The sequence below is a fragment of the Hanstruepera sp. CR43 genome (assembly GCF_055227665.1).
Genome location: NZ_CP200078.1, coordinates 1,276,989 through 1,291,116 on the forward strand (window position 1 = coordinate 1,276,989; position 14,128 = coordinate 1,291,116).

Annotated in this window: 15 protein-coding genes; 8 read left to right on the plus strand and 7 right to left on the minus strand. The window is 35.2% G+C overall.

Features of this window, described 5'->3' with window-relative positions:
* Positions 1-62: 62 nt before the first annotated feature.
* The 8 genes from miaB (at position 63) to groL (ending at position 8,153) form a co-directional block, all read left to right on the plus strand.
* A complete protein-coding gene (miaB, locus tag ACKXGU_RS05895) occupies positions 63-1,508 on the plus strand; it encodes a tRNA (N6-isopentenyl adenosine(37)-C2)-methylthiotransferase MiaB (RefSeq protein ID WP_463467128.1) in 1,446 nt (481 codons plus the stop codon).
* Positions 1,509-1,510: 2 nt separating this feature from the next.
* A complete protein-coding gene (locus ACKXGU_RS05900) occupies positions 1,511-2,773 on the plus strand; it encodes a sigma-54 interaction domain-containing protein (protein WP_463467129.1) in 1,263 nt (420 codons plus the stop codon).
* 40 nt (positions 2,774-2,813) lie between these two features.
* Complete coding sequence (locus ACKXGU_RS05905) at positions 2,814-4,181, plus strand: DUF7507 domain-containing protein (protein WP_463467130.1); 1,368 nt, start codon at positions 2,814-2,816, stop codon at positions 4,179-4,181.
* A gap of 68 nt (positions 4,182-4,249) precedes the next feature.
* Positions 4,250-4,759, plus strand: a complete 510-nt coding sequence (locus tag ACKXGU_RS05910; RefSeq protein WP_463467131.1) for an LptE family protein — start codon at positions 4,250-4,252, stop codon at positions 4,757-4,759.
* A gap of 1 nt (position 4,760) precedes the next feature.
* Positions 4,761-5,714: a hypothetical protein gene (locus tag ACKXGU_RS05915; protein WP_463467132.1), complete on the plus strand. Its 954-nt coding sequence runs from the start codon at positions 4,761-4,763 to the stop codon at positions 5,712-5,714.
* Entirely contained in the window at positions 5,711-6,067 is a 357-nt protein-coding gene (gene secG, locus ACKXGU_RS05920; protein WP_463467133.1) for a preprotein translocase subunit SecG, read from the plus strand. The genes ACKXGU_RS05915 and secG overlap by 4 nt, the downstream gene beginning before the upstream one ends.
* Before the next feature lie 158 nt (positions 6,068-6,225).
* Positions 6,226-6,501: a co-chaperone GroES gene (locus ACKXGU_RS05925; RefSeq protein ID WP_103051569.1), complete on the plus strand. Its 276-nt coding sequence runs from the start codon at positions 6,226-6,228 to the stop codon at positions 6,499-6,501.
* Positions 6,502-6,524: 23 nt separating this feature from the next.
* Positions 6,525-8,153 (plus strand): chaperonin GroEL, encoded by a 1,629-nt coding sequence (gene groL / locus ACKXGU_RS05930; RefSeq protein ID WP_463467134.1) that lies wholly within the window; start codon positions 6,525-6,527, stop codon positions 8,151-8,153.
* 434 nt (positions 8,154-8,587) lie between these two features.
* On the opposite strand, the gene ACKXGU_RS05935 is transcribed toward groL, so the two are convergent.
* From ACKXGU_RS05935 to xrtF, 7 genes are all read right to left on the minus strand, one after another.
* On the minus strand, positions 8,588-9,196 hold the full coding sequence (locus ACKXGU_RS05935) for a hypothetical protein (RefSeq protein WP_463467135.1): 609 nt from the start codon (positions 9,194-9,196) through the stop codon (positions 8,588-8,590).
* Between the two features lie 46 nt (positions 9,197-9,242).
* The gene (locus ACKXGU_RS05940; RefSeq protein ID WP_463467136.1) at positions 9,243-9,596 is read right to left on the minus strand and encodes a heavy-metal-associated domain-containing protein; all 354 of its coding nucleotides are present in this window, start codon (positions 9,594-9,596) and stop codon (positions 9,243-9,245) included.
* A 21-nt stretch (positions 9,597-9,617) separates the two neighbouring features.
* Positions 9,618-11,858, minus strand: a complete 2,241-nt coding sequence (locus tag ACKXGU_RS05945) for a TonB-dependent receptor (RefSeq protein WP_463467137.1) — start codon at positions 11,856-11,858, stop codon at positions 9,618-9,620.
* The gene (locus ACKXGU_RS05950) at positions 11,855-12,586 is read right to left on the minus strand and encodes a heavy-metal-associated domain-containing protein (RefSeq protein WP_463467138.1); all 732 of its coding nucleotides are present in this window, start codon (positions 12,584-12,586) and stop codon (positions 11,855-11,857) included. Before ACKXGU_RS05950 ends, ACKXGU_RS05945 begins: the two co-directional genes overlap by 4 nt.
* Positions 12,587-12,654: 68 nt before the next feature.
* Entirely contained in the window at positions 12,655-13,068 is a 414-nt protein-coding gene (locus ACKXGU_RS05955) for an HYC_CC_PP family protein (RefSeq protein WP_463467139.1), read from the minus strand.
* Positions 13,069-13,138: 70 nt separating this feature from the next.
* Positions 13,139-13,555, minus strand: a complete 417-nt coding sequence (locus tag ACKXGU_RS05960) for an exosortase F system-associated membrane protein (RefSeq protein ID WP_463467140.1) — start codon at positions 13,553-13,555, stop codon at positions 13,139-13,141.
* Positions 13,552-14,100, minus strand: coding sequence for an exosortase family protein XrtF (gene xrtF, locus ACKXGU_RS05965; RefSeq protein ID WP_463467141.1), 549 nt, complete (start codon positions 14,098-14,100; stop codon positions 13,552-13,554). Before xrtF ends, ACKXGU_RS05960 begins: the two co-directional genes overlap by 4 nt.
* Positions 14,101-14,128: the final 28 nt, after the last annotated feature.

Consider the following 14,128-nt stretch of genomic DNA (forward strand, 5'->3'; position numbering starts at 1 on the left):
GCATAGAAATTGACAATCCAATATACCATTATTATGGATTTCAGTAAATTTTGAAAATGACTATGGAGAAGGTTATAGACGAATCAAAACAAGGAAAAAGTCTGCATCTGGAAGCTAAAAAAGAAAACAGCAGAAAGCTATTTATCGAAAGCTATGGCTGTCAAATGAATTTTAGTGATAGTGAAATAGTAGCTTCTATTCTTTCAAATGAAGGGTTTAATACAACTCAGAATCTTGAAGATGCCGATTTGGTATTGGTAAATACCTGTTCTATTAGAGATAAGGCTGAACAAACTGTGCGTAAACGTTTGGAAAAATACAATGCCGTAAAAAAGATTAACCCAAAAATGAAAGTTGGTGTTTTAGGTTGTATGGCTGAACGTTTAAAAAGCAAATTTTTAGAAGAAGAAAAAATTGTTGATTTGGTGGTTGGACCAGATGCCTATAAGGATTTACCCAATTTACTCTCTGAAGTTGAGGATGGCCGTGAAGCTATAAATGTCATTCTATCCAAAGAAGAAACCTATGGAGATATTTCACCTGTGAGATTAGATTCCAATGGTGTCACAGCATTTGTTTCCATTACCAGAGGATGTGATAACATGTGCACCTTTTGTGTAGTACCATTCACCAGAGGTCGAGAACGCAGTAGAGACCCTCAAAGCATTATTGAGGAAGTCAATGATTTATGGAATAAAGGTTACAAGGAAATCACCTTATTAGGACAAAATGTAGATAGTTATTTATGGTATGGTGGTGGACTAAAAAAAGATTTTGATAAAGCCAGCGACCTACAAAAAGCAACTGCTGTTAATTTTGCCAAGCTATTGGATATGTGTGCTACAGCACAACCCAAAATGCGTATCCGTTTTTCTACATCCAATCCACAAGATATGACTATGGATGTCATAGAAATTATGGCAAAACATAATAATATCTGTAAATACATTCATTTACCTGTACAAAGCGGTAGTAATCGTATTTTAAAGGAAATGAATCGTCAACATACGCGTGAAGAATATTTCAAACTCATTGACAACATAAAAAACTTAATTCCTGATATTGCTTTCAGTCAGGATATGATTGCTGGTTTCCCAACTGAAACCGAAGCCGATCATCAGGACACTTTGAGTCTTATGGAATACGTAAAATATGATTTTGGATTTATGTTTGCCTATTCCGAAAGACCAGGTACGTTGGCCGAACGCAAGATGGAAGATGATGTTCCAGAAGCCACAAAAAAACGGCGATTACAGGAAATCATAGAGTTGCAGAGACAACATGGACATTACAGAACCCAACAACATGTTGGTAAGATTGAAGAAGTCCTAATTGAAAAAGAATCCAAACGTTCTGACGCTCATTGGTCTGGCAGAAATACCTATAACACGGTAGTGATTTTCCCAAAAGAACATTATCAAGTGGGGGATTTTGTAAACGTCCAAATAACCGATTGTACAACAGCCACACTTTTAGGTGAAGCCGTTGGTTATTCCGAAAACAATTAATTATGGAATCCGTTCAAGCTATAAAACAACGTTTTGGCATTATTGGTAACGACCCAAGTTTAAATCGTGCCATTGAAAAGGCTATACAGGTAGCTCCAACCGATATTTCAGTTTTGGTTACTGGTGAATCTGGTGTAGGTAAAGAAAGTATTCCAAAAATTATCCATCAGCTTTCGCATAGAAAGCATGGTAAATATATTGCGGTAAACTGTGGAGCGATTCCTGAAGGCACCATTGACAGTGAATTGTTCGGTCACGAAAAAGGTTCTTTTACTGGAGCCACGCAAACGCGTTCTGGCTATTTTGAGGTAGCTGATGGCGGAACCATTTTCCTGGATGAAGTTGGTGAATTGCCATTAACAACACAGGTGCGTTTATTGCGTGTTCTTGAGAACGGTGAATTTATAAAAGTTGGTTCCAGTAAGGTTCAAAAAACCAATGTGCGCATTGTGGCTGCAACCAACGTCAATATGTTTGAGGCCATAAAAAAGGAAAAGTTCCGTGAAGATTTATATTATCGTTTAAGTACCGTTGAAATTCACTTACCACCATTACGCGACCGTAAAGAGGACATTCATTTACTTTTTAGAAAATTTGCTAGTGATTTCGCTCTCAAATACAAAATGCCAACCATTAAATTAACGGATGACGCAGTCCATCTATTATTAAAACATCGTTGGAGTGGCAATATTCGTCAATTACGAAATGTAGCCGAGCAAATTTCTGTTTTGGAACAAAATAGAAACATTAATGCTGCTACGCTTCAGGAATATTTACCAAGTGGCTCAAGCAACCTACCTGCTGTCATTAGTACGACCAAGTCAGAAAGTGATTTCAGTAGTGAACGAGAAATTTTGTACAAGGTACTTTTCGATATGAAAAGTGACTTAAATGACTTGAAAAAGCTCACGATGGAACTCATGAAAAGTGGTAATGTTTCCGAAGTACAAAAACAAAATGAGGGACTGATTCAAAAAATTTATGGTGACGACGAAGAAGATGTTACTGTAGAAGACCTTGAGGTTCTTTCTATTCCAGAAAAGTCTTCTTCTGAACCTACTTATCAAGAAGCTGAAGAGATTACAGACAAATACCATTTTGCAGAAGAAATAGAAGAAGAGGAAACCCTATCGTTACATGATAAAGAGTTAGAACTCATTAAAAAATCTTTGGAACGCCACAATGGCAAGCGCAAATTGGCTGCACAAGAATTGGGCATTAGTGAACGCACACTATATAGGAAGATTAAACAATTTGATTTATAACAAATTATCGGTATCTTAACAGATTATTAATCATTCTGTTATGAACCGCTCATCACTAATCATCACCCTCATCTTATTATGTTATTCCTGCAGTAATAATTCTGATGACAGTCAACCACTTACTATCAATGAAAATGAAGCATTAGAAGTTACCAATATCGTTGAAGTCACCACCGACGAAAATAACTTTTTAGGCGTTGGCGATGTTTTGACCTATACCATTTCGGTCAAAAATACAGGCGAGGTAGATTTAACCAATCTTAACTTATCCTACACATTAACTGATAATAATGGTAATGCTTTAACATTAAACGCACCAATAGCCTTTGTTAGTTCTGACGCCGGAAGCAGTAATGGCAATCTATTAGTCAATGAAACCGCTACTTACACTGCCAGCTACACCATAACCCAAACCGATGTTGATGCTGGTGGCCTTTCCAATAGCATATCTGCTGAAGCTACCACGCCAAATGGCAACCAAGTTACCGATGTTAGTGACGATGGCATTGATACCGATGGTAATTTAACCGATGATGCCACAACAACCAATTTAACAGAACCAACCGTGGATTCAACCATAATTTCTCAATTTCATGCACTCAATTCAGATGGTGATCCTTACATAAAATTCTACTTTGATCACTATGGTCAATTATATAAGATCTATTACACGGATACCCGAACGCAACCACACAACATTTACATATACGATTTTGAATTTGATTCTGAACAAAGACTTATTAATTACACTAAAAATGATGAAAATGGCGTGCCTATTTGGTCTAGTGATGTTTCTTATGATTCAGAAAACAGAATCACGAATATTGGTACTAGAGAAATAGAATTCGTTAACGAAGGCAATGGTTATTATATCGATTTAAGCAACTATACCATAGACACATGGACTGATGGCGATATTGAATATACAGAAGGTTATTATTACAAGTATTCTTTAAGTAACACCAACCCCATGTTAAGTGTTTGTGATTATTCATTTGGCAGTGAATATAATACAGTTACTGAAGAAATTTATGAATATGGTGGTTGTGGTGATCTGTTTTGGAATGGTTATAATGGCAATGTCACCAGTGATTGTTCTGATACTGACTGTGTGGCATTTAGTCATGATTCAATTACTAACCCGCTGTACTCTACAACTAATCTAATAAATTTATATCCACTAGTAAGTCCTTTTGGAGGCAACTATAATCTGTTTTTCTTTCTATTTTCCCAGAATAACCTAACCTTAATAAATTATTCTGACCCGAGCATGATAGCTTTTGACTACACGCTTAATGAAAATAATTTACCCGAGTCTTCTACTCGTCAATATATTGATGAACTTGGACCTGGTGCAGTCACTGCTTTTGGCAATTATTATTATCAAGGCGATGAGATTCCCGATTGATATTTTTTGAAAACTTTATGACTTACTTGCGTTTAAAGATTTATTTTTGAAGCCTGACAATCTTATTCATGAAGACATTCTTAAAATATATATTCATTCCTATAATGAGTTTGACACTTTTTGGCTGTGGACACTATTCTTTTACAGGTGCTTCCATATCGTCAGATGTTAAAACTTTTCAGGTAAACTATTTTCAAAATAGTTCGTTATTGGTAGAACCTGGTTTAGATCGGGATTTCACGTTAGCTCTACAGGATTTATTACTCAATCAAACGAATCTAGATTTGGTAAAATCCAACGGTGATTTAGTTTATGAAGGTGAAATCACCGAATATAGAATTGCGCCAACAACGGCAACTGCCAATAATACAGCTGCTCAAAACCGATTAACGATGTCGGTAAGAGTTCGGTTTTTCAACAAAAAGAATGAAGAAGATGATTTTGAACAAAGCTTTTCATTTTTCTATGATTACACCGGAAGTAGTTTATTGACGGGAGCCACTAAAGACGCTGCACATGAAGAGCTTTTTACACGTATAACCCAAGATATTTTTAATGCCTCTTTAGCGAAATGGTAATATGAATCGAACTGAATTTTCACATATTATTCAAAACCCACAAGTTGTTTCCAGTGATCATACAGCATCACTTGAGGGCATTATTGACAAATATCCTTATTTCCAGTCGGCTCGAGCAATCTATTTGAAAGCATTAAAAAATGCCGAGAGTTTTGACTATAATGATGCGCTAAAAACAGCTGCAGCCTATACAACGGACAGAAGCATCTTATTTGATTATATAACCTCCGATAAATTCGTACAAAACGAAATTTCCGAATACATCAAAAAACACACCGACCATATTAAGGACCTGGATGTTTCGGTAGAAGATGTTACAGTGGACAAGAGTGCCGTTATTGATGCAGCTTTGAAACAACAAATTAAGGACACCGAAAAAATTTTGGATCCCGAATTATTTCAACCAAAGGTTAAAAAATCTAAAATTGTCAATTTTCAATTGGATGAAAGTGAACCCATTGAAGAGAATTTTGAGACTTCTAACATTAGTGAAGATTCGCCTGAAGATATCCTAAAAATTGGTAAACCTCTACAATTCGACATTAATGAAAGACATTCCTTTAATGAATGGCTTAAACTAACGCGATTTAAACCTATTGATCGTTCTGAAGAACATGTTAAAATTGACATTCCCAATACAGAAGAAGATACCATCCAAGTTGATGAGCGCAGCAAAAAGTTTGATCTCATTGATAGTTTTTTAAGTAAAAACCCAAAGCTTAAACCAGAAAAAACACAAACCAAAAATGTCAATTTAGCAGAGGAGCAAATGATACAACCCGAAGCTTTGATGACAGAAACATTGGCGCGTATTTATGTTGAGCAAAAGAACTATAAAAAGGCTATTCAATCTTATAAAATTTTAAGTTTGAAATATCCAGAAAAAAGTGGTTTCTTTGCAGACCAAATTAAAGCAATAAAACAATTACAAGAACAAAATAATAAAGAACAATGAGTACGTTTACAATATTTTTAGCCTTAATAGTTGTTGTAGCATTTTTATTAGTTGTAGTAATCATGGTACAAAATCCTAAAGGTGGTGGTTTGTCGTCATCCTTTGGTGGTGGTGGCACACAGCAACTAGGTGGTGTTAAAAAAACAACAGACTTTTTAGACAAAAGTACCTGGACATTAGCAACCTTAATGTTGGTATTGATTTTACTATCAAATGTTGCTATTAACAGAGGATCTGGTACTGCTGAATCAAAAGCTATTGACAATATCAATACTACTGAGCAACCAGTTGTTCCTGCAACAACGCCAGCTCAAACTGAAAATACTGGAGCAGTTAACGATTCTGCACAATAATTTTTATATTGAAAACATTAAAAAGCCGACAGTTCTGTTGGCTTTTTTTATACCCAAGATTTATCTAATGAAAATTTGTCAGTCTCTTTCCATTGGCACATTTTTAGCTTATCATCTACTCGTAAAAACAAGTTTAATTAATCAAAATAATATATAAAATGGCATTAAACATTAAACCATTAGCAGATCGCGTTTTAATAGAGCCTGCTGCTGCTGAAACTAAAACAGCATCTGGAATTATCATTCCTGACAACGCCAAAGAAAAACCGCAACAAGGTAAAGTCATGGCGGTTGGAAAAGGAACCAAGGACGAACCAATGACAGTGAAAGTTGGTGACAATGTGCTTTATGGAAAATATGCTGGAACCGAGTTAAAGCTAGAAGGCAAAGACTATTTAATTATGCGAGAGAGTGACATTCTTGCAATTGTTTAATCATCATTTAAAAAACTAAAAAAATGGCAAAAAACATAAAATTTGATATTGACGCACGTGACGGATTAAAACGTGGTGTAGATGCATTAGCCGATGCAGTAAAAGTAACTTTAGGCCCAAAAGGTAGAAATGTTATTATCAGTAAAAGTTTTGGCGCCCCTCAAGTAACCAAAGACGGTGTTACTGTAGCCAAAGAAATTGAATTAGAAAATGAGCTTGAAAATATGGGCGCTCAAATGGTAAAAGAAGTTGCTTCAAAAACGAATGATTTAGCAGGAGACGGAACAACAACGGCAACCGTTTTAGCCCAAGCAATCGTAAAAGAAGGTTTACGTAACGTTGCCGCTGGTGCCAATCCAATGGACTTAAAACGCGGGATTGACAAAGCGGTTGAGGCCATTACCAAAGACCTTGAAAAGCAATCAAAACAAGTTGGCAATTCATCTGAAAAAATAAAGCAAGTGGCTTCAATTTCAGCTAACAATGACGACACTATTGGTGATTTAATCGCTAAAGCCTTTAGTAAAGTTGGAAAAGAAGGTGTCATTACTGTTGAAGAAGCCAAAGGAACAGATACGTATGTAGATGTTGTAGAGGGTATGCAGTTTGACAGAGGATATTTATCTCCTTATTTTGTGACTGACGCTGATAAAATGATTGCTGATTTAGAAAATCCGTATATTTTATTATTTGATAAAAAGATTTCCAACTTACAGGAAATACTTCCTATCCTAGAACCAGTAGCTCAATCTGGCCGTCCATTATTAATCATTGCTGAAGATGTAGAAGGTCAAGCATTAGCGACTTTAGTTGTAAATAAACTACGTGGTGGTTTAAAAATTGCGGCTGTAAAAGCTCCCGGTTTTGGTGACAGACGCAAAGCGATGTTAGAAGACATTGCGATTTTAACAGGCGGTGTAGTTATTTCAGAAGAACGTGGTTTCTCATTAGAAAATGCTGATTTAAGCATGTTGGGAACTGCTGAAACGGTTACTATTGATAAAGATAACACAACCATAGTTAACGGTTCTGGAAAAGCATCTGAAATTAAAGCTCGAGTGAACCAAATCAAGGCTCAAATTGAGACAACCACTTCTGATTATGATAAAGAAAAACTTCAAGAACGTCTGGCTAAATTGGCTGGTGGTGTTGCAGTATTATATGTAGGTGCAGCTTCAGAAGTTGAAATGAAAGAGAAGAAAGATCGTGTGGATGATGCCTTACATGCTACCAGAGCAGCCGTTGAAGAAGGTATTGTTGCTGGTGGTGGTGTTGCCTTGGTGAGAGCAAAAAAAGTGCTTGAAAAATTAACAACAGAAAACCTTGATGAAGTTACTGGAATTCAAATTGTAGCTCGTGCTATTGAGGCACCTTTAAGAACCATTGTTTCTAATGCTGGCGGTGAAGGTAGTGTCGTTATTTCTAAAGTTATGGAGGGTAAAAAAGACTTTGGTTTTGATGCTAAATCTGAAACCTATGTCGATATGCTTAAAGCCGGAATTATCGATCCTAAAAAAGTAACCCGTATCGCATTGGAAAATGCAGCTTCGGTTGCTGGTATGATTCTGACTACAGAATGTGCCTTAATTGATATTAAAGAAGATGCACCAGCTATGCCTCCTATGGGTGGTGGCATGCCAGGCATGATGTAATGACATACATTAATAGCAAATTTAAAAACGCTTCAAGGTAATTCTTGAAGCGTTTTTTATTTTGGCGATTTAAAATATAAAAGCCATCTTTTCGAGATGGCTATTTGTTTTTATTATCCTTAACTGAAGGGTTATCATTGGTAACCCCAAAAAAACAGACTACTTCTTTTTAGCAGGAGCCTGTGGAGCCTTTTTTACCGCTTGTTTTGGTAAAGCAAACTTGCCTTTTGACTTTGATTGTCCCATAATTTTATTGTTTAAAAGAACATATTAAAAGTAGTAATAAGTTAAATCCATTGTTATTTCCTTGGGAAAAATTTAACTAAAATTCGAAGAAAGTTACATTACAACACCTGATACAACATAATTGATTTTAGGCTATACAAAAAAAGCCACTTTAACAAAGTGGCTTTTTACTTATAAAAGTTAAGTGACTATTTTATTTTGAGCGTATCCCACATGAGCTTAATCATATCGGCACCATCGACGTCCAATTCATCATTCATGTTCATGGTCATAATTAGAATACCTTCATCTTTCTTACCAAAAGCTGATATTTCATAGGTTTCCAATTCACCTTTATACTCTAAAGCCGCCTTAAGCACTCTAATTTTTTCACCTGAAACCAATGTCTTTTCATAATCTTGACGTTCCATTTTATAACCATAACTCACACTTTCTTTGGTCACTTCTTTTAGCATCATTTCCTGAAGCATCGTTGGGTCAAATGAATCGTATTTCTGAACTAAAATTCCCGAGCCAGAAGCTGTCATCATCATGATTTGTTCAATACCCTCATCAATAACAGTTTTTGAAATGCTATGTTTCTTTATATAATTAAAGTCATAGAAGCTATCATTATAAACCAGAGTATCCTTTTCCTTAACCAAAATATTGACTTTCTTGCCATTAACTTCAAATTCATTGTTTTCATCAAGTGAAATTTGATGCGATTCCCCATCAATGGTAATAATAAAGTCATTTTGACCAATTGCATTTACAGAAAGTAAAACAACAACCGCAAAGAAGAAATAGTTTCTCATTTTTAAAAATTAATAATTGAACAACAAAGAAAAGAATATTTTTGAATTAATCTTCATGATCCTTTTTAACTTCTTCATCACGATATCTACAGCAATCATGGACACTGTTGTAAGCTTCATCAGTTGCTTTCATATCTTTTAAATCATGTCCTACTGCCACGATGTTCTTCTTAATATCGTCCAGAGTTGTTTTTTCTTCATTATAAATTAACTTGAGCTCGTGTGTTTCTACATTCCAATTGGCACTTTTAACCCCTTTGGTCTTTATACAAGCTTTCTCTATCCGGTCTTTGCACATCATACACACACCATCTACTTCTAATGAAGCTTTGGCATTTTTGTTCTGTGCGAAGGATATTGTTGCCATTAATAACACGGCGAATACTACTATTTTTTTCATCTTTATATTATTTAAAAATTGTTATTTTATTCTAAATCGTAAACCTGCATAATACATACTCCCAAAGATTGGACCATATACAAACGTGGTATCAAAATTCGCTCCAAAAGGATCATCAGCACCCAATATAGGATTATCCTGACGAACATTGGTAATATTTTCTCCTCCTAAATATACTTCAAATTTTGGAGAGAACACTTTGGTTATTTGAACATTAAGGGTTCCTACTGTTGGAGAATTTTCAGGTAATTGATATTCTACTGGATTACCCAACGTTGAGGCGAAACGCTGTTCACCCAACCAATTAAAAGTTGCATCAAACTTCCATAAACCTCCTTTATCATTTAGATTGGTTTCATAACCCGCATTGGCAAAAAATCGATGCTTTGGTGTTAAAGGTCTGATGTTTTTACCCGATTGATATCTAGTTTTGACATCATAAAATTTATACGCCAATCGCAAATCAAAACGCTCAAAGGCATTGTAGTTTAATTCCGATTGAAAACTATTGGCATAACTTCCGTTTTTCAAATTATAGAAATTAATTTCTCTGGGGTTTTCCCAATCAACCACCACTTGGTTTTGGAAATCAGTTCTATAAAAATCTACCGTTACATCTGCCTTCCTTCCAAAAAGATTGAATCCTTGCAAATAGGACACTCCATAGTTCCAGGCAATCTCTGGATCTAATCCATAAATTTCACCGCCATTGGAATTAAAAATATTTATGTTTCTTGAAGTTGAAAATAGGCTTTGGTTTTCTGCAAATATATTTGCAGAACGTTTTCCGCGGCCAAATGACGCTCGAAATGCCGATTTTTCCCAAGGTGTATAGCGAACGTGAAAACGTGGGGTTATAAAAAACCCAAGTTTATTATGGTTATCTACCCGAATTCCTGCAGTGAGATTTAATTTCTCTAAATTATCAAAATTATACTCAAAAAAAGCACCTACTGAATTCTCTGTACGTTCAAAGTCATTGGACTCCACTAACTCATCATAGTAGTCATAAGTAAAACTAGCACCTGTCTTAATCTTGTGTCTTGAATCGCTTATTATGGAGTTGTATATAACGTTGGAATAAATACTGTTGTGCTCTATATTATATTCACGTAATCCAAAATAGGAATCCTGTTGGTGGTTACTTACTGCAAACTGTACACCTAAACTCTGCCATGGCAACTCCGGATTTACATAACCCATTTTGCCTGAAAAGTCAAATCGCTTGGTATCTATTTCGCTTCCCCAAGCATTAGCAGTCAATTTATCAGTTTCTGGATTAAAATCTAACTCACCCGTTTGCTTTTCATCAATCAAATACCTGATATTAAAAAAGCCTACAAACCCATTCTCTGCATCGGTATATTGCCATCTATTCATGATGTTGATTTGATTATAAAGTGGCATATCTAAAAAACCATCATCATTGACGTCATGCTTTTTTTGATGAGAATTACCATGCAAGTACAGTCCAGTACTCCATCTATCACTAATTTTAGTATTTAAATGGGTATTCAGCTCTAGGCGCTCATTACTGGCTCCGTAAAAATTCACAAAAAGCTTATCATCTTTAGTAGGTTTTTGAAGTTCAGCATTGATTTGTCCTGCAATACTCTCATGACCATTAACCACGCTTCCCATACCCTTCGTTATCTGAATGCTCTCTACCCAAGTTCCTGGTGTAAAAGTTAAACCATAGGCCTGTGACGCTCCTCGTACCGTTGGAATATTCTCGGTAGCGATTAAGATATACGGACTGGTCAACCCCAACATCTTTATTTGGCGTGTCCCAGAAACAGCATCGGCAAAATTCACATCAATTGATGGGTTGGTTTCAAAACTCTCAGACAGGTTGCAGCATGCTGCTTTTAACAATTCGTCACTACTAACTGTCATGATATTTTGAGCTTGTAAATACGATTTCGCCGTAGCTTGTTTTCTAGAGGTAACAGTTACCTCATCAAGGGTACTGGTACTTTGTAAAATATGACGAATTGGTTTTGGTTCCATTATGTTCAAGGTATCTGTTTTATAACCCACATAACTTATTACCAGTTTTTTGTAATCACTTTGGTATGGAATCGTAAATTTTCCATCCAAATTGGTTACATCACCTATCGTTGAGTTAAGCCAGTACACATTGGCTCCTGGCAACGGCACTTCTTTATTTTCAGCATTAACTTCCACTATCTCACCACTGATTTCAGTTTGCGAAAAAGACAAAAAGGGAAGTATTAACATAATGACTATTATCTTTTTCATGAGCTATAAATTTTAATCAGCATGATAACAGCCATAACTATCATAATACTATTTTCAATAAAGGTGGCTTTGGTCATTGGAAGTTTTAGTGCAGTTCCCAAACAAGCACACCGAATGGCCTTTTTGTCTAACAACGTCTTGGTTACTCCAAACGTAGTAATACCTAAAATCACCAATGTAATTATTAATGCAAACGGAATTTGAAAACGCATCAGAAACATGAGTCCCAATACAACTTCTATAAATGGATAAACCCAGCCATAAACAGGAACGGCTTTAGCTAACGGATCATACATTCTAAATGATTCTGGAAATCCTTTTAAATCCAATAGCTTAAAAAAGCTAAAAACAATATAAAACAAGCCCATAAAATCAAGCATAAAATTGCCCCAATCCATTGGATTATTATTTAGCAAAAAGGCTGTTATAATGATATAACCAAAGATTAAAAACAAAGGAAACAATTGTTTTAAGTCTGATTTTTCCTCCGTTTGTTGTGAGGTTGACGTAAAGACGTTACGCTCTTTTTTTTCTGAAATCTGATATTTTTCAGATAAAGCACCTTGCAATGTTTTAGTTGCTATATGTTGTGACATCGTGATTTGTGCTTCTTGAGCTTCTAAATCCACATAAACGTCATCAACATAATCTAAATTTTGCAAAGCACTTTCAACTTTTGCCTTACAATTATTACAGGTCATTCCTGTAACGGTATATGTGTGTATCATTTTTATTTGATTTATTGATTGAACAATTAATTACCCATCCGTTTTTCACGGAGACTGTCCAAAAAAAATCAAATTAAGAAAACTTGATCACGCACCTGAATGTCATAAACCAAGTTGGGAGGAGAATAATCTTTGTGAAGAACTTCTCGTTCTGATAAATCTTCAAAAAGATCAAAATACGTATGTGAAAAAGTTACAAGAAAAACCTGTTGCTCAAACTCAATATCATCAAAAGTTTTCACTGTCAATTCGTCCTGACCTTTTATAACATCAGTGGTGTCTTTACAGCAACTCTTTTTAGTCATGGAAGGCAGTTCAGTAGCATTCATTTCCATACCACATTTTTGGACTTCGGAAAACACTGACATATCTACCAAAACATCACCACAAAAATGCTTTTCTACGGTAAATGACACTGTAGAGAATAGCACCAATAATGCCATTATAACAGAAAAAACTTTATGTATGTATCGCTTTAACACATTACAAATTTACAAAAAATAACTGCAACAGGTCTTACATTTAAAAAAGGCTTAACATTACTGATGTTGCTTATAGTAATAGAAAAGCTGGAATTAACAATAACAGTAACAAAGGCTGAATTAAAAAACGACGAATATTAAAAAACAAATAATAATCTTCTTGCCTTGGATTAATAACAAAGTAGAGATATAGAACTATCAATATTAAAAATGCTATACCATAGAGTATTGTAGAAAATCTAACAATGCCCTTATCTTTGAATAATACATAAAGAATACCCAAAGAAATAACCGTATTCATCACATAGCGTAAACTTGTGAAGACTGTTAGCTTAAAAACTTCACGTCTCGGGGAATCAATGTAGAGGTAATCATTTTTAAAAAACATTAAAAAGGGGTCGTAGAACAAATTGTTTTCAAATACGCGTATGAGTACTAATAATCCAAACAGCAGTAACAACCACACTATTTTTATGCCTGTTTTCATTTGACACGTTTTATATTTGAAAACCTATTGACCCAAAACACCCAAAGCAAACAAACCATCCCATAAATAATACCAGGAAAAATAACCGTGTGTAAAATATCCTTTCGCCAGGGATAGTGATAAAGACCCGCTGCCAATATTACCACACGAAACAAGTTAGCAATATAAATCAACACACTTCCAGCAAGAATATATAAGAACGTTATTTTAAAATCGCCAGAAAACGCAATGATAAAAGAGATGAACAAAATAATAACACTCGCAGAATTACAGCCCTCAATAATGCGGGCAACGTATTTTTCATTGATTATTAATTTAATTGAAGCCTCATCAGGATGCGGAATTACTTGAGCTCTATAATCCAAATCATGAAGCAGATCTGCACTTTGTTGCGCGACAACATACGTCAGATAATCTGGATAAAACCTTTCACCGGCAGACCATTGTAAATAAAATTTGTAAGCAAAAGACAGTACAAAATAAACCAATAAAAATGTCAGGATAAATTTTATAACCGACTGATACTTCGCAAATAATTTCTTCATTGAGCAACAAACTATTTGATGTTAAATT